This is a genomic window from Paludibaculum fermentans (assembly GCF_051172195.1).
Lineage (GTDB): Bacteria > Acidobacteriota > Terriglobia > Bryobacterales > Bryobacteraceae > Paludibaculum > Paludibaculum fermentans_A.
In genome coordinates, this window is record NZ_JBPJAQ010000003.1 from 273918 (window position 1) to 290837 (window position 16920).

Below are 16920 nucleotides of genomic sequence, written 5' to 3' on the forward strand. Positions count from 1 at the left end.
GAATTGTTGTAACGTCTCAGTTCGCCGGAGCCGCGGGCAGCATGTTCCGGATCGCCGCGATCTTCCACCCGTCCTTGCCCTTGGTCAAGACGAAGCACGTCCGCATCTTGCGAACCGTTCCGTTGGCGCCCGTCGTTTCATACGGACCATCGGTGATCGCGACGCCCGGAGCCAGAAACCGCACCGTATCCACGCCAATCAGCCGCTTGCCGGTCTCCTTCTTGGAACTGCTCATCGCCCCCTTCACTAGGGCCGCCCGCCCCTGCCGCCATTCGCCTGACGACACAAGCTGGTCCGCATCCGGAGTGAACAGCGCCTCGGTGGCTTTCGCATCGGCGTGGTCGCGCGCCTCCGCATACTGCCGGATCGTGTCGCGAATCGCCGCTTCGTCGGTGGGGGTCTGGGCGGAGAGCACCGCCGCAAACATCACGGCGGCGGAAAGGAGGGAAAGAGTGAGATGGTGCGCCCGCATTGCTCGATTATGGCGCGAAAGGAGGCCAGCGGCGCCGGCCTCCTCAAATCAAATCAGACTATGCCTTCATCGTTTCCAGCACGTCGCCCGTGGCCTGCTCCACCTCGGCGTGCAGCGAATTGCCATGCGCATCCATGGTCACAATGGCCATGAAATCTTCCACCTGCAGGTGCCACATCGCTTCGGGTACCCCGAAGTCGAACAGATGGACCCCCAGCACCTTCTTCACCGTACGGGCATAGAACTGAGCCGCGCCGCCCACACCGTGCAGGTACACCGCGCCGCACTCCTGCAATCCTGCTAGCGTCTTCTTGCCCATGCCGCCCTTGCCGATCACGGCCTTCACACCGTAGTTCCGCAGCACGTCGGCCTGGTAAGGCTCCTCGCGGCTCGACGTCGTCGGCCCGGCCGCCTTCACAAACCACTCTTCACCCTGCTTCAACATCACCGGACCGCAGTGATACAGTACGGCGCCGTTCAGATCCACCGGCGGCGGATTCTTCATCAGGTACGCATGCACCGCATCGCGACCCGTGAACATCTCGCCGCGGATCAGCACCACGTCGCCCACCTTCAGCTGCCGCATCATCTCTTCCGTCAGCGGCGGAGTCAGGATCACCTCGCGGCCCGTCAGCGGGAACCCGGTCTCCTTCGCCATCCGCTCCACCGGCCGCTCCGGATCGCGGTACAGCCACTGCGTAATTACGCCCGACGAGGCATCCATCCGGATACCCAGCCGCCGGAACGCCCAGCAGTCGTAAGCCACCGAGACAAAGAACGACGCGGGCAGCCGGTTGGCCGCCGCGATCTTGCACCCGATCAGCGCCACACCGCCGCCCAGGCCCATCGCGCCAATGCCCAACCGGTTGGCCTCGGCCACAATCTCCGCTTCCAGTGCCGCCAGTTCCGGATTCGGGTTCACGTCGTCCAGCGTCCGGAAGAGCTGCATCTTGGCCAAGTCGTACCCGTGCGCCCGGTCGCTGCCGATGCACACGCCCAGCGCACCCGGAGCGCACCCCTGGCCCTGCGCCTGCCAAACCGCGTGCAGAATGCACTTACGGACGCCCGCCAGGTCGCGGCCCGCCTTGCCCAGGTGATCCAACTCGCAGGGCAGGGAATACTGGATGTTCTTGTTCTCGCAGCCGCCGCCCTTCAGCACCAGCTTCACTTCGATCTCATCGTGCTCCCACTGTTCAAAGTGGATCACCGGAGTCTCTTCGCCCAGGTTGTTGCCGGAGTTCTTGCCGGTCAGCGAATCGACGGAATTCGGCCGCAGCTTGCCCAGCCGCGTAGCCTCCGCCACCGCTTCCTTGATCTTCTTCTTGATCACCAACTGGTTCACACCCACCGGGGTATGCACGATAAACGTCGGCATGCCCGTGTCCTGGCAGATCGGACCCTGGTCTTCATGGGCCATGTCGATATTGGTCGCCATGATCGAAAGCGCCTGGTGCGACTGTGTGCCCGGGGTCTCCTGTTTGAGTGCGATGCCCATGGCTGCGCGTACGTCGGGGGGAAGATTCGTGGATGTTTGAGTTATGAGTTCCAGCAGGCTATTGAAGAGGAATTCCATGACGGTGAGCTCCTAAATGACTAAACAACCATGGTACCCCCCTGGAATGGCCTCCGGGTGTCTGCTACAACGGTGATCATGCCGAAACGGATCACTGGGGGCTGGCAGGACCGCCGCGCCGAAGGCAAGTCATTTCGCGAAAAAGTACCGCGTGAATCCCTCGGCGACTGGGCCCCTTCGCCCCACCGGCCTGACCCGGTCCGGCTCATCACCAGCACCAACTCCGGCCGCCAGGACCGCTACGTCCCCCTCCGCATGGGCCGCATGGCCGCCTCCCCCTTCGGCTTCCTGCGCGGCGCCGCCGCCCTGATGACCCTCGACCTGACCGCCGGCGTCAACAGTGGCATCCACGGCGGCATCTGCGGCGACGCCCATTTCGCCAACTTCGGTCTCTTCGGCACCGCCCAGCGAGAGGTCACCCTCGACCTCAACGACTTTGACGAGGCCCGCATCGGACCCTGGGATTGGGATTTGAAGCGCCTTTGCGCCAGCATCAATGTCTTCGGACGCCAGGCCGGACTCACCCGCAAACAGCGCGCCGCCGTCGTCGAACGCTGCGCTCGCGGCTACCGCCAGCAAGCCATCCTCCTTCAGGACAAAGGCGCCCTCTACATCTGGTACCTGAATCTCTTCCCCGGCGACGGCGAGCCCATCGACCGCGTGGATTCCAACTACCTCGCCATGCTGCGGCGGGCCCTCGATAAGGCGCGCACCCAGAACAGCGACGCGGCCCTCGACAAGCTGGCCGAACAGTCCGTCAAAGGCGCCTGGCGCCTCAAACTCGATCCGCCCGTGCTCAGCCGAGTCGACGCCAAAACCCGCCAAGCGGTGGAGGCTGCGCTGGAAACTTACGTCGAATCCCTGCCGCGCGAGCGCCGCGGCCTGATGCGCCACTACCGTGTCGCCGACGTAGGCCATCGCGTGGGCGGCGTCGGCAGCGCCGGAGTCCGCAACTACGTCCTGCTGATGTTCGGAGCCTGCGCGAACGATGCCCTGGTCCTGCAGATCAAGGAAGCGACCCCGCCCGTCCAGGTCGACCATCTCCCCGCGTTGCCGCCCGATCTGGCAGCCCACGACGGCCGCCGTGTAGTCCACTACCAGCGCCTGATGCAGGCCTCCGGCGACATCCTCCTGGGTTGGACCTCGGTAGGCAGCCGGCCCTTCTACGTCCGCCAGCAGCGCAACCTGAAAGGCCAGATCCCGGTGGAACGATTCGACGCCGGCAACTGGCAGCGCTACGCCTACACCCTGGGAGGCCTCCTGGCCCGTGCGCACGCAAGAAGCGGCGACATCGCCCTCATCGCCGGCTACTGCGGCAGTTCCCAGGTCCTGGACGCAGCCATGGTCCGTTGGGCCGAGCTCTATGGAGACCAAACCGTGCTGGATCATGCACTGTTGGTGGAGGCGATCCAGAAGAAGAAGGTGAAGGCGCTCGTGGGGTAGAAGAGCGGTGTGCCTCCTATTTTGGGCCTCCATGAATGGCGATACTCCCCCCAACGGACCGTATCGCGCTATTCCTGGTAGTGCTCAAGCGGATTCATACCTGTTGACCGCCTCAAGTTGTGGCGTTGGAACAGATGCACATTTCCGGAAACCCGGCCGAAAGTCCCTGAGATTCAACGCCCTAAGTCAGAACAGAGACACCTGCAATCCAATTTGGCTTGGGCGCTGCATCCACCTTCGAATGTGCCCGTCATAATAGTTGAGGATCGGGCGGATTTGAATCCCCCTTATTGGCCGGATTGATAATTGTTCCCGAGGTGGCTCCGCTCTGTTGTGTCGATTTCAAGAATCTTCTCAGCCGCTTTTTTGTCAATGCAGAGTACACGCACGTTGTATCGACCCGCTCTCAAGAGTTCGTGAATTGCATACGCCTTCCTCAATGTGCCAGCGACGAGGGCGATCTGCACTTCGCGAAGTTGGCCCTCGCTGACATTCAGCAGTTTATCATTGATGCACTTAATCAGTCGCTCCGCATGCGCTTGGTCAGTAGGCGGCACAGTCACAGACGCCGGTGGCTGAACGTAATAAAGCCGGTGGCAGATGTCTCCGACGGGCCAGAATGCAGGATCGATAGCCTTCGATAGTTTCGATATTCTGTCGCAGATCTCTACCAGCTCACTAAGCTCCTTCATGATTGGCGCAAGCATTGTGTCCGGCTGCGCGGCCGCTGTGTGGCGAACTGATTTGGCCGCGTCGTAGAACCGATGGCCGGAGCTGAGGGCGCCGACTCCGGCGAGGATTACTTGCGGATGAAACTCCTTCCATGATTTTTGACCAAGCGGAGTATCGTCTCGCTTCTCGCACGTAATTGGATAATAGACCTGCTGCAGTCTCACCTGGGTACTGAAGCAACTGGCCATCAGCCATACGTGATAGTCCGAATCAAGCGGCACGCTGAGGCGGGACGCGTAATCGTGCGGATGGACGAATCCACTGAGCGACATCAGTGCCACGTCGGTATAATCGAGCATGACTTTGCGCAGCAACAACGCTTCCAAAATATAATAGACCCCACGACCAGCCCCCAATCCGATTACGCAGGAATCGTCGAAGATGAAGCGCTCTTCGATAATCCTCGCCATGTGGGCTCCCAGTATACGGTGGATCTCGTCGTCCAACGCATTCAATGCGCTGTAGTGCCCGGGGTTGTGGAACGTCTTCAGGTACTCCCGCTCAAATTCGTCCGTGTCGACCACAATCGGTCTCCGGACCTTGAACTTGAAGTGCAGGGCCTTCTCAAGTCCTTCGACGCGAACGCATTCAGCTGGCAACCGTGGAACTTCGATGACCTTGACATGCCCGCGTTCGAAGGCCCTGATAGAGGCCTGTTGCAGCAATCTGGGGTCGCGATCGAATTCTCCAGCGAGCGCGCTCCAACTGGGGAGCCTGACCTTCCCGCCTGTCTTCTGCGGCTGGTGGCGCCGGAGTGCAATTCGTGTCTCTTCTGCGGGCGTAAAGGAGCGTCGGCGTCCCGGCTTCTGGTTTTGTTCGCGTTGCATGCCATTCTCTCCGCTCAACCACAGTTGTGGATGGAGCGTCTTAGACGATTTTAGGAACTTTATATCATATATGCGGCAATCGCTACGAGAGAAGTACCCAACTGCGGTGAGTGGGGCCGCGTGCACCACGACCTGTTACTAGGAGCGCCTCCTATCCTCCCTAGCAGAGCCAATCCTCGGGTGTACATCCGACAAACCGCGATCCGAGGCATCTTTCGCCCTTCCCGCCGCCTTGTGTGGCGCGTGGTAGGGCTCCTTTGTGAGAGCGGAATGCCATAGCCCCCCTGATGGGGGCGGAATACACCGTCAGCAGCCGTCGCCGGTTCCGTTCCTGGGGCTAACATCCGACGACTCCTAACGGAATGAAGTGTCTGTCCTAGAGAATGATTCTGGCAAAGATATCAACCGACAGAGGCCATAGATACTTCGGACAAATGGTGTTTTTCTTCTTGGGTATGAAGGAATCTATTCCTAGGAGAAAAAGGCCCTATGAAGGATACTCAATCGAATCTGAAATTCACTTCTGTGCTTGAGGGCGGGATGCTTGGAACTGACGCCCAGCAAGCTGTGGCTGCTTTCGAGGAATACCGCCGACGAGCTCATTACGAAGATAGTTGGATCGAGACAAAGCCCATCGAAGACGTCCGGGCGGCCATGTACGCCTCTGAGCCCCATGTGAGATCGTGCCTGGTGAAATACCTTGGCCACGTCTGCTTGAATGACTTTGGATTCCCCCTTTGGGACGCCGTCGGGGCGCTCGCATCGGTGTCCGAAGATGGCGAGGCCAAAGAAATGGTCCGGAAGGTGATCCGGAAGCTAAAGAGGAAGCACGGCGACGCTGAGACTGTTAGATTGCTTCAGCAGAGTATGAGCGGCGGTCGTCGCCGGAAGTTGGGGTGATTATGCGCAAGACCGTTGCTGCCCCATCAAACGCCGCCGAATGCCTGGGGAAGCCTGTGAGCGTTCGTAAGGTTGGACAGTGCTCTAGCGTATTGCGAAGGAGTTGTGAAGCCAAGAACGGTGTGCAGACCGTCCCTGGCGTTCACGAGTTAGTTCTTAGCACCGGAGAAAGGAGACTCCCAATGCCCAAAACTCAAAGACCAACCACCCAACCACTGGATGGAGGATCGTCCTCAGAATGGAAGAACTCTCGGGGGTTGTCAAGCCCATCGAAAATGATTGCGATCGTCTTCCTCGCACTAGTTAGCACATGGAGCATCTTCATCGTGCTCCTTGGATACTTCTCGGTGTGGCACGGAGGCCGAACGTTGGTTTAGCGAGGGTGCTAGTACGGATTCAGCGTTCCGTGCTGTTTGCAGTTGAACAACGTGAGGCCGAACGGACCAGCGGGGCAGACGGACCCGCTGGTCCGAACAGGGCGTAGCGGCCAACCAGCGCACCTCGTTGCCTCGGGTCACTGGTGCGTACGCAAGACAGTGCGATACGCCCTATCACTACAGAAGGTGATCTCGTCTGCTCAGAGCTTCACCTTGGTCATAGCCCGCCGCCTCCCCCCAGCCGCCCTCTGCCTCCTCACCGTCCCGGCTTCGTCAACCCCCGCCGGATCGCTGAATCAAAGATCTCCTGAGTTCGCGTGTTGAACTCCGCGGAAACCCTCGCCTGTTGCGCGTTCACCTTCCCCTGCTCGGCATTCACCTTCTGATGTTCCTCATTCACATGGCACTGCTCCGCGTTAACCTTCCCTTGCAGTTCGTTCACCCGCCCCTGTTCCTCATTCACCTTAGCTTGCTGGCGGTTCACTTCTTCCTGGCTGGACGCCCCGGCGTGGCCCGCAACTCCTTCCGCAGCGCCCCCACCTTCTTCACCGCAGTTTCATTACTCTCCCAGGAGCCCGCATCGTGCATGCGATTGAGCAGGTCCTGCCGCCGGTTCACCTAGGCCTCTTGAGCATTCACCTTCTTCTGCGGCCCCATCGCCCGTTCAATCTCTCGCAGAACACCCTCGTCCGTGCTCACATCCTCGGCGCCGCCCTGGCGGAACCAGGCGAAACGGTTGCCGATCCGCGAACGAATTTTCTCCGGGCTGGCCGGCTCGCGGAGCTCTACGGTCCGCATTGTGTATCGCCCAGGACAATGACGCAGCGCCGGTATGCACCTTCTGAACGCACATGCGCCGCACGGGTCCAGGTTATGGGCCTTTGTTCAGAGGCCTCCTAGACTGTGGCCCTCGCGGCCACCGGACTTGCCGGAAGTCATGTGCTCACATCGGCACGATCCGCGCTCGACGGGCTCGTATCCGCCAAGGCCTCGGGCCGCGCAGAACGGAGCCTGGGTGCGATGACGCTGCCGCCTCGATTATTCGTCGAATCACCCACGTCGCAGCCGCTTCGAAAACGGCGCTGCGGCCCGGGGAGTCGTTCCCCCCGGGCCGCACACTCCCTCAAGACCCTGCCGTGTTCTTACGGGATGTACTTGGTGCCGCCGATGTTGTAGCAGGCCGCCCCGTCGTTGCTGTACATCGGTCCCGCCTGGTTCTTCAAAAGGCTGCTGGAGGACAGCAGCGAATCCAGGGAAAGGTTGAAATCGCCCGGGCCGCTGCCGGTTAGCAGGGTCATGAGCGCATCGCTGGGATAGACCTGGCTGACGAAGTTGCTGCCTTGGCTCTTGATGGGCTGCGACAGAACATACAGGTCGTGGATCGTATTATCCCCGGTCGTCGAATCATTCGGCGTCCCGTAAGTGCGCGTGACGTTCGCCGGGATGCTGCGGGTCGCATAGTACGACGTGCACTTGTACTCGCATTTTCCGGTCTTTCCATCACATTCCTGCAGCTTCCACGAGCCGATCTGGGACGGGCTCGTGGCCTGCTGGTCCAGCCACGCGTCCTTGTAGATGAGGGTGGGTAGCGCCTGCAGATAAGTGCTCTTCTTGGCTGCTGTGTCGAAGGCCGCGACCAGGTTCGGCGAGATCGTCTTCGATGTCTGATACCAGGGACTCGAGGTGTCGGCCACCTGCTGCCCGATATAGGACAGCTTGCCCCAGTCGCAGTAGATCGCCTGAACCATCATGTTGTACCCATTTTCCACGTTCACCGCGAACGTCTCCGCCTTGCCGGCCAGGGCGGTCGCCTCGGCGATCGCGGCATATTCCGCGCCAGGCAAACTCTGCGAATCATCGCCGAAAGCGCTGGTCTGCGACGCCAGCGTCAGCGCATCCCCCAGGACGCTGGCCGGATCGTAGAAGTCGCCGAGCAGTTCCAACCCCGAGATGGCCAGGTTCAGAATTGCCGACGTGTCGACACGCACCTGCGCCTGGCTGGCACTCAGTTCGGTTTCCGCCAGATCGCCGGCTGCCTGAAACATGCTCAACACCATCGGCGTGGTGCCCGCCGACATGATGCCACCCACCCAGTCCGGACCCAGGAAACTCTGCACCTGTCCCAGATAGCCCAGTTCCGTACCAATCTGCCCGAGCGCATCCGTCCATTCGGCTTGCGAGAAGCCGTTCGCATTGGCCGGATAGGGGTAATCGCTCTTATTCAGCTTGTACTCGCCAAACTTGGTGGCCTGGCTGCCAAAGTAGTAATACCGGACATCGTACAGATGATCGCCGCTGGGATTGGTCAGCACATTGTTGATCACCTGGTAGCTGAGCTGCTGATAGGCCGCGATGTGACCGGGCGTATCCGTGAGTGGCCATGCTACCGGCTGACTCCAAAGCAGAGGTTCCAGCTCGAACACCCGCCCCTTGCCCTGGGCGACTTGTTGCGCCGATTCATGCGCATAGGTCCCGGGGCTGAAGAGGCTATTCCGGTCGCGCCTCAGAAGTCCTCGGACATAGCCGGTCTGCTTCTGCTGCGAATAGACGCTGGTGGAGAATACGGCCTTTCCGGTCAGCCCCTTCGAGAAGGTATCGTCGGAACTCGAGATCAGCGTATACGTGTTCTGGATTGAGTCCGAAATAACCTTCTGCAGCACGTATTCCGACGCGCCCAACTGTGCCACGGCCTGTCCGAGTTCCTTGTTGGGCAGATAGCCGAGTGGCGTGCCGACCGTCGTCAGCACCAACAGATTGCGCGGGCTCTGGTTGGCGCCGGTCAACGCCGCCGCCAGGGCCGTCATCGCCGGATACGCCACGCTGGTATCGTTCGATCCGGTGGGGTAAAACTGCCCGCACGTGCCGTCGTTTAGCTTAGCGCCATACACGCAAACGCTGCCGCCGCTCCAGTTGGAGTCGATGGGCTGGAGACCGAACCGGTCGAGAGTGAGCAGCCAGAAGCCGCCGGCGCCATAGCTCTGGTGCGGATTCGTGTAGACCTGATCGTTGATCTGCACCACCGATTTGGAGCGGGAAGGATCGTTCGGAGACACCGTGAAGGTGGCCATCTCGCTCGGGTGGAAGGCGTAGTAGTTGTTGTTGTCGTGCAACAGTATTCCGGTGAGGTATGGCGCGTACTGAAACGGCGCCGCTACCGTCGTTTCCACGTAATAGTTCTCCGTCGCCTGCCCGGCTTTGGTTTGGCCGGCCCCGATGATCATGTAACCGTAAGGCGAGAGCGTCGCGGGCGTGGCCGTGTAGTCGTTGCCGCCAATGGCGGAGGTGTTCAGACCCGCGGGAGCGGTGCGGCCCTCCATCGTGGTGACTATCACGAGCTCAGCACTGGTGCGGGCCGCCAGGTAGGTCTTCAGGCTGGCGGAGTCGTCGAAGCACTGGTAGTCCTTTTGCGTGAGTTCGCTGCGATCCAGCACCAGTACCTGCAGCGCGGTATCGCAGTTCGAGGTCTGGATTCCGTCGGCGCCGATTTTGACCACTGGACCGCCCTTCGTCGGACCCGGCACGACGAAACCCACGGCCGGCGGATATTGCACGGCACTCACGGAAGAGGCGCCCAGCAGTGGCTGCTGCGACCATTCGAAATAGAGGTGTTCCCTTCTGGGCGCCTTGCCGGCCATCAACACCCGCGCCACCACCAGATTGCGCCCGCTCCGCAGTCCGTCGTGGGCGGTCAGCGCATCGCTCTGCACCGTCCGCGTGCGGCCGTTCGGCGCCGAGGACTTGCGCCGCTTCTGCGTGAAGGCATCCGAGATGTCCTGCCCGTTCAGCTTCACCTCAAACCGGGTGCTCTGGTCGTCCGGGATATTGATCCACACGTGGATTTTGCCGCTCAGCCGCTGGCCCGCGGTAGGGGCCGCAATCAGGCCGTCCTTCGCTTTCTTGGCGGATAACTGTCTGTCCGCCGCAAACCCTACAGTGGAACTCATGGCCAGGCAGAATGACGCCAAAGCGTACATCCGCAGCCGTGAGCGGTGCCCGGGCGCCGCGGTCATGCGGCTCCAAATGTTGTCGGTGAGTTTCTCTCTCATGCCCCTCCAAGTGGCGACCACCTGGCCAAATGTGATCAAAGATTCCGGCGATCGCGGCAACGTGCCGGGCAGCCGTTGAATGATCGAAATCGCGAGGCTTGGGCTTGCACAGATTGAGCGCGCAAAGGACAGGAGGGATCCATGGGGAGATCAATACCAACCGGCGTCAGGCCTTCCTCCCAAACGCGGAAAAGGGGGAGCCCCGATGGCTCCCCCTCACCCTCGCACGTCCAATACGATCTGCCGGCATCAGCCGCCGGAGTTCCAACGTGTTTCCTCAGTCTTCAGATGACCTGTACAATCAACTCGCCCCCGCGGGCGCCTATTGCCAAATCACGTTTCTGCGCAAGAACGCGACGACCTTGCTCCGCTCAGATTGCGCACGCAGCGAACGCCCAAGCAGAGGAACGCCGAAGGGCGGCTGCCAACCCTTCACTCCGCCGCGACTGCCGCCTGCTCCCGGATGCGCCTCGGATATGACGAGGTGAAGCGAACCGCCCCATAGATCGCCCCAATCGTCGCAATCGTGCCGACTCCCCTGGGTACGGCTGGAAAGTAGATCCAGAGCACTTCCGCGAAGATACACATCAGGACCGCGCCCGCCCAGACAGCCGAGATGATCCGATTCGTCTGCAGGAAGTCCGGGTTGTTCCACAACTCGGGGCGTACTTCCTCCCGCGCATACTGCAAGGTGAAGGGCTGGCCGATCGCCAGCGAGGCCACGATGATCGCCAGCAGTCCGGCGTCCACCCGCAGGCGGACTTCAGTCAGGGTCCAGTTTGCATTGCTGGAATAGGCGGCCGCCGCCAGGCCCGCAAACAGCAGCACGCTGCCAAGCTCCAGAAGTTTGACGGATTGCTTGCCGCCGAGAGCCCTGGCCGCTGTGAGGATAACCGCCGCGATCGCCGCACAGACCAACCCCATTCCTGAACCGCCCAGGTTTGAGACGGCAAAAAACACCACAAAAGGCGCGTAGCCCAGAAGAATACCCATAATTGTTGCCTCCAGTGCGCAGCCGCTCCAGAATTCCATCGATCAGAAGCTGCGCACCGGAATAGTGGTTGCCGGACCCGAGAAAGTGATCATCGCCGACGTCTATCGGACGTAAGGATGGCGTTTCAGTCACTCTGAACTCGAGCGGCCCCTGCTTCACTGGGACAGCCAAATCCACGACACGCCCCGCTTTCAGGATGCTCTGGCCACCATTCCTCCGTCGGGCTCCCCCCTTCGGCTTCGCCTGCCAAGGAGGAGGGGGAGAAAGGACATAAGCGCTAACTTAACGATCTGTGGATGCTGAGCCGGGATGACGATTCACGTTGGCGCGCCGGCATCCTCTCCAGGCCGACCTTCTGGACCGCATCCGATGCTGCGGGACTATGTACGAGTGGCGCCTGACACGCCCGGAGCTGGCAGCCCAAGCCGGACACCATTTCTCAGCAACGGCGACAACACGTCCGGCGGGCGCCACGGCGTCTCACTACAGAAGTCCCAACGCCCAACTTCCCAGATCGGGACTTATGGACCGGGACGAACTCTCAACTTCCGGATAGCGCGTCATCTGGACGCCGTGTCGCGGGCCGTTATCATGAGTCACGGGAGGAGCTAAGGGTCAGAAATGAATGACAAAGTTGCTCTGATTGCGTTGTCATTGCAAGCTGCGGAAGCATTTGATCGATGTAGTCGGAGATGACAGTTTCAAGGAGACACTATGAGCAAGGTCCTTGCTTACTCTTGGCACGAGTCCTTCAGACAAACACGCCATGCTGCGAGTTTCGTTTATGTGCCAGGAACTGAGGGTAACCGCTATCCGTTCGGCGATCGAGCCAGCGGACGTGGTGGTCCGCTGATCGAGATTCCACGAGGGTTCTATATCGGCGTTGCTCCTGTTACCCAGGCTTTCTGGGTTCACGTGATGGGCAACTCCAATCCCTCAATCAATCGGGAAAGCGACGAGCACCCACTGGAGAATGTCTCCTGGAACAGCCTTACAGCGCCCGGCGGGTTTCTGGATCGCATCAACTCCACTTCCATCCCGGCGGGCCTTGCGGAGCAAGCGTCCCTTCCGCCTGGTGAGCCCTTCAACTTCCGTCTACCCACAGAAGCCGAATGGGAGTATGCGGCGCGCGGCGGTCCGCAGTGGCAGGATGGCTTCACTTTCAGCGGAAGCGAGGACGTCGAACAAGTGGCCTGGCACCATCGTCGGCACGGTGATCACACCCAACCCGTGAAGCGGAAGGCGCCGAATCAATTGGGCATCTACGATATGTCGGGCAATGTCTGGGAGTGGTGCCAGGATGTCTACACTTCAGACCCGGCTCAAGTACCGTCAGACGGATCGGCCTACTCAGGCCCAGGCGACGAGCGTGTTCTTCGGGGCGGGTGCTTCCACAATGGAGCTGTCCACTGCACGGTCTCCAAGCGATACGAGATCGGACAGGAATATCACGATGGGTGCATTGGGTTTCGGCTCGTATGGGGCTAGTTTGGAACTACCCTAAAGGAATCAGCAACACTAACGAAACTGTCGTCCAAACTGCGGAAGATCCACCCTGACGGCATAGGGTTCAGCTATGGTCCGCCGACTCCCGGATCGTCGGCAACCCTTCCCCAATCCGGTAACGGAAGGGTAGCGCGGGATTCGCTAGCAACTCGCAAGCGCCGGGTGGCCTTCTGCCAACGGCGTGCCTTCGCGCGCGAGCGCCCGTGGCGGCGGGCCGGCTCAACGCGGGATTGGAGGACGTGAAACAATCGGTCAGTAGAGGCACGCCTCCCAGGGAATTCGGACATCCGGGGTGCTTTCCTCACCCCTTCCTCGTGGCCCCTGGTTCATCCGCGAGATTCGCGCGGGCGGACTAGAAGTGCGAACAGCGTTTACTCGACAACCCCAAGCGGACAAACCCGAATCGCCGGGCAAGAACTACATAACGCCAGGCGGCCTGAAGCGTCTCAATGAGGAGTACCACTTTCTCGTCACCAGGGAACGCCCGACCGTCACGGAGATGGTGTCGTGGGCGGCCGCCAACGGCGATCGCAGCGATAACGCCGACTATAAGTACGGGAAGCGGCGCCTGCGTCAGATCGATGGCCGGATTCGCTTTCTCCGCAAGCGCATTGAAGCCGCGGAAATGGTCGACCCGGGCGCTCCGAGATCGGAGCAGGCCTCGGCAAGGGTATTCTTTGGAGCCACTGTGCGCTATGCCGATACCAAGGGCGCCGAACGTGTGGTGAGTATCGTGGGTTCCGACGGGGTCGATCTCAACCGCAACCACATCAGTTGGCTCTCGCCTCTGGGGCGCGCATTGCTGAAGTCGGCGGAAGGCGACCACGTAGAACTCAGGGCGCCGGGCGGCACAACCGACCTGATCGTGCTTGAAGTGCGTTATGAGAGCATCGCGGTCGAACCATTCAGTGAACCGCCTTTTGCCGAATCCTCGTCAAAGGGGCTTGCTCGCAATTCCGATCCACCTGGCCGAAGCTCGTAACTCGACACATGTACTTTACGGGGGGGCTTGGGGACGAGTGGCGAGTTGACCTCTCCGCGTAAATCATCGGCAAACCGCAGCTTGGACTGCTGCCGGATTAGTTCCTGTTGGCGCGTGATCCAGGAGTGATCAAGGCAGGCCACGGGTCCGGCATGACGACAGACCGTCAAGTCGCTAGTCCTATGGACGCCGCGAATGAAGACCCTTCAGAACGAACACACGATTCGCTGGTATCCTGCCGGCGGGAATGAGAATCGGGTCCGCGAAGTACGGGCGATATTCAGGCAGGTGTATTTCGGCAAATAAGGTATATTCGGCGTTGGGCCACAACGCCACCGTGGCATTGCCGCTGCTGTCCGTGACGCCGACGGCAGCCAGTCTCGTGCGGCTATAACCATAGTCCAACACTTTGGCGTCCGCAACGGAAAGCCCTCCCTCATCGACCACCCGGAAGACAACGTTGCGCTTGGTGCCGAAATCCGGGAGCCGGAATGTAATGTTGTTTATGGATTGCCCCTCTTCGACCACGACCACCGCTGCCTCCGGCCAGTCGCTCACACCTGGATAGTAGGTCTCCGGAAAGAGTGCCGGGCCGCTCTGGTTAACCCCTTCAAGATCTGTTACCAGCCTGTACCAACCCGGATACACTCCCGTGAACTCGAACCTGCCGTCGCTTGCGGTTTTCGTGTCAAAGAAGGCAAAGTCTGCCGGGCGTTTCGTGAACAACTCCAGCACGCGCTCCACAGCCCAGTCGTACATGGACGCCCCTCCCAGGGCCTGCGGCGTACCCTTGAGGAAGATCCGTGCGTGTGCCACTGGTTCACCGTGGAAGTCCAGCAGGCGGCCGGACACACGGGAAGCGGATTCCATGAAGAGCGTCGCAGTACCGCATGAGCCGGGAAGGACGGTGAGGCGACCCGAAGCACGAGCGGGTAGAAAATGCGGCCTATTTAATGTCAGCTCGTATTCGCCCGATGGAACGGTTGCGAAACTCAGCGGGGATTGGCGGCTCGAAAGACCTTCGTAGGATCTTCCGTTGCCTCGCATTTGCACACGAACACCCGGAATCGTCACCCACCCGGGTGCCGATTTGACTACGACGGAGAACTTCGCAGCCGCCCGGTTCGCGACGTCGCGCCGAAACGACTTCGCCAGCGGATCACTCAGCGGGAGCGCCAACCCGGAGCCACAGTCGTCGTGCCAGTACAGCCCATCGTGGGTTGGCGTGACAAGGAACAACCGGGGTTCCTTCGACTCAGAATAGCCGTCGGCGAAAACAACTGTCGCTCTTTTCGCGTCCGCGAGGCCCACTAGTCTCTCCGCAATCTGAAAGGTCACCACTGACCGCTGGTACTGATCATGCCCGGAGGAGACGGGGGTTCCGATGAAGGCAACCATTCCCGGCCTGAGCGCAGCGCAGAATGAACCCGGCCCGGCGCAATCACCGCCGCCGTATGCTAACGAGACTGCTGCCGAAAGTAGCAAGAGACAACGGATCGCTGCCATGCTTTCGTAGACAATTTGCATCTTCACTTAGTTCCCTGACGGCGTTCCCTCCAGTCAGGCACGGACGCCATTTGACCATGTACCGTCATATTCGGCTGAGGCGTCGGCCGGGTTCCGAGCGTGTCATCGGCAAACCGGACCCGGCGCTGCCTTTAAAGTCCCGGTTCGATACCGATCCGATCGTTTACAGCCCAGCGAATCCGCTGTTTGCCGCCGAGGTTGCGCTCGGTCATTTGGATCGAGACATGGCCCAGAAGGAACTGGATCTGTTCCAATGCGCCACCTGCCGCGTAGCGAAGCCGCGCGCATGTTCGACGTAGATCGTGAGGCGTAAGCCTTTCCATGTCAGCTTTCCGCGCATACTCATTGACAACTTGCCATACTGCCTTCTCGATCAGCTCGGTACCCCAAGCTTTCCCGTTCCTGTTCACGCGACGAGGCAGTTTGCCACTGGTGAGCCACGCTGCCTGAGTCCAGTCATCGAGTACACCCTTCACCCAGCCCGGCACCGGAACCGTCCTGGTGTGGCCAGGCTTGCCCCTAAGATGGACGATGGCCCAATGCTCCTCGCGCTGCTGAAGGTGCCCAAACTCCAGGTCAATGGCTTCATGCCCGCGGAGTCCAGAAGCGAGGAGCAGCGCCAGCAGTGCGCGGTCACGCCTGACCTTCAGATTGTCGACGGAGGCGCAACGCCAGGGTCGCTGGGATTGTTCGGACGTAAGCCAGTTGCCGAGTCTGACCTCGAACCTCTTTACGCCCTTGATGCGTCGTATGCCGGCGGCGAGGTCCGAACTGAGTAGCTCGCAATCGGCTGCCTCGTAGGACAGGCGGCGCACCGCGCCGAGCGGGAGGTTGATCGTCCCGGGCGCCAAATGCCGAGACTCCCAGTGCATCCGGTAGCGAAGCACGACCGCCTTGCTAAACGAGAGCCGCGGCTCCGAGCAGTACCATTCGATGAATTCGTCAATTGCATGCCGGTAGCCGCGTTGAGCATCTTTGGATGTGAGGCTGTTCAGAACCGCCGATTTGGCTTGATCCAGGTCTGGCAGCCGCAAGACCATCTTCGGCACGGGACGCCCCACTTTGGTGAATACTTCTTTGGCATGGGTCGCGGCCTCCTGGACCGCAACCAATTGTTTTATGCCAACGGACGAATGGCGCGTGGTTCAGCCGGTGTTCATTGCTAAAGAGTCTTCCAGCCTTTGGTTGACCGTCTGTCAGCGAGGTTGTAGGCTGGAACCTCCTACGAGTTCCGGCCACGAGCTTGCCGGCATTGAACGCTACTGGCCGCTTTTCGAGATTGGCACCGGGGGGGATGATGGAATCTCACAATCAGTGTCCGAAATGCAACGGCGAAATGGAACAAGGGTTTATTCTCGACCACAAAGATCACGCATCCAGCGTTGTGGCGCAATGGCAGCCGGGCGAACCGCAGAAGTCTTTTTGGCGCGGAGTACAGTCTAAGGACGGTCCGCACTATGAGATCACGACTTATCGTTGCACGGGATGCGGCTATCTGGAGTCGTACGCGAAATAGGAAAAGGGCCGGGATTACCGCGCCG

General features: G+C 60.5%; 15 protein-coding genes. 5 read left to right on the forward strand and 10 right to left on the reverse strand.

Annotated features, from left to right (window positions below; translation table 11 throughout):
• Positions 1 to 16 precede the first annotated feature (16 nt).
• Both ACR9Y2_RS35065 and ACR9Y2_RS35070 read right to left on the reverse strand, forming a co-directional pair.
• The gene (locus ACR9Y2_RS35065; RefSeq protein ID WP_435046558.1) at positions 17 to 472 is read right to left on the reverse strand and encodes a YybH family protein; all 456 of its coding nucleotides are present in this window, start codon (positions 470 to 472) and stop codon (positions 17 to 19) included.
• A gap of 58 nt (positions 473 to 530) precedes the next feature.
• On the reverse strand, positions 531 to 2045 hold the full coding sequence (locus ACR9Y2_RS35070; protein ID WP_435046559.1) for a FumA C-terminus/TtdB family hydratase beta subunit: 1515 nt from the start codon (positions 2043 to 2045) through the stop codon (positions 531 to 533).
• A 57-nt stretch (positions 2046 to 2102) separates the two neighbouring features.
• Here ACR9Y2_RS35070 and ACR9Y2_RS35075 point away from each other — a divergent pair, with 57 nt between their 5' ends.
• Positions 2103 to 3488 (forward strand): DUF2252 domain-containing protein, encoded by a 1386-nt coding sequence (locus ACR9Y2_RS35075; protein WP_435046560.1) that lies wholly within the window; start codon positions 2103 to 2105, stop codon positions 3486 to 3488.
• Between the two features lie 287 nt (positions 3489 to 3775).
• Here the strand turns inward: ACR9Y2_RS35075 and ACR9Y2_RS35080 are convergent, their stop codons facing one another.
• A complete protein-coding gene (locus ACR9Y2_RS35080; RefSeq protein ID WP_435046561.1) occupies positions 3776 to 5047 on the reverse strand; it encodes a hypothetical protein in 1272 nt (423 codons plus the stop codon).
• 489 nt (positions 5048 to 5536) lie between these two features.
• Between ACR9Y2_RS35080 and ACR9Y2_RS35085 the strand changes: the two genes are divergently transcribed.
• Positions 5537 to 5947 carry a hypothetical protein gene (locus tag ACR9Y2_RS35085; protein WP_435046562.1) on the forward strand — a complete coding sequence of 137 codons (411 nt, stop codon included), beginning with the start codon at positions 5537 to 5539 and terminating at the stop codon, positions 5945 to 5947.
• 633 nt (positions 5948 to 6580) lie between these two features.
• On the opposite strand, the gene ACR9Y2_RS35090 is transcribed toward ACR9Y2_RS35085, so the two are convergent.
• The 5 genes from ACR9Y2_RS35090 to ACR9Y2_RS35110 form a co-directional block, all read right to left on the reverse strand.
• A complete protein-coding gene (locus ACR9Y2_RS35090; protein WP_435046563.1) occupies positions 6581 to 6808 on the reverse strand; it encodes a hypothetical protein in 228 nt (75 codons plus the stop codon).
• On the reverse strand, positions 6805 to 6942 hold the full coding sequence (locus tag ACR9Y2_RS35095; RefSeq protein ID WP_435046564.1) for a hypothetical protein: 138 nt from the start codon (positions 6940 to 6942) through the stop codon (positions 6805 to 6807). Before ACR9Y2_RS35095 ends, ACR9Y2_RS35090 begins: the two co-directional genes overlap by 4 nt.
• The gene (locus ACR9Y2_RS35100; RefSeq protein WP_435046565.1) at positions 6943 to 7122 is read right to left on the reverse strand and encodes a hypothetical protein; all 180 of its coding nucleotides are present in this window, start codon (positions 7120 to 7122) and stop codon (positions 6943 to 6945) included.
• Positions 7123 to 7466: 344 nt separating this feature from the next.
• Complete coding sequence (locus ACR9Y2_RS35105) at positions 7467 to 10370, reverse strand: hypothetical protein (protein WP_435046566.1); 2904 nt, start codon at positions 10368 to 10370, stop codon at positions 7467 to 7469.
• A gap of 432 nt (positions 10371 to 10802) precedes the next feature.
• Entirely contained in the window at positions 10803 to 11363 is a 561-nt protein-coding gene (locus ACR9Y2_RS35110; protein WP_435046567.1) for a hypothetical protein, read from the reverse strand.
• 715 nt (positions 11364 to 12078) lie between these two features.
• Between ACR9Y2_RS35110 and ACR9Y2_RS35115 the strand changes: the two genes are divergently transcribed.
• Together ACR9Y2_RS35115 and greB are read left to right on the forward strand one after the other, a co-directional pair.
• On the forward strand, positions 12079 to 12852 hold the full coding sequence (locus ACR9Y2_RS35115; protein WP_435046568.1) for a formylglycine-generating enzyme family protein: 774 nt from the start codon (positions 12079 to 12081) through the stop codon (positions 12850 to 12852).
• 376 nt (positions 12853 to 13228) lie between these two features.
• Positions 13229 to 13852: a transcription elongation factor GreB gene (gene greB / locus ACR9Y2_RS35120; protein WP_435046569.1), complete on the forward strand. Its 624-nt coding sequence runs from the start codon at positions 13229 to 13231 to the stop codon at positions 13850 to 13852.
• Between the two features lie 180 nt (positions 13853 to 14032).
• Here the strand turns inward: greB and ACR9Y2_RS35125 are convergent, their stop codons facing one another.
• On the reverse strand, positions 14033 to 15379 hold the full coding sequence (locus ACR9Y2_RS35125) for a hypothetical protein (protein ID WP_435046570.1): 1347 nt from the start codon (positions 15377 to 15379) through the stop codon (positions 14033 to 14035).
• A 131-nt stretch (positions 15380 to 15510) separates the two neighbouring features.
• Entirely contained in the window at positions 15511 to 16491 is a 981-nt protein-coding gene (locus tag ACR9Y2_RS35130) for a tyrosine-type recombinase/integrase (RefSeq protein WP_435046571.1), read from the reverse strand.
• 185 nt (positions 16492 to 16676) lie between these two features.
• Between ACR9Y2_RS35130 and ACR9Y2_RS35135 the strand changes: the two genes are divergently transcribed.
• A complete protein-coding gene (locus tag ACR9Y2_RS35135) occupies positions 16677 to 16895 on the forward strand; it encodes a PF20097 family protein (protein ID WP_435046905.1) in 219 nt (72 codons plus the stop codon).
• Positions 16896 to 16920 lie beyond the last annotated feature (25 nt).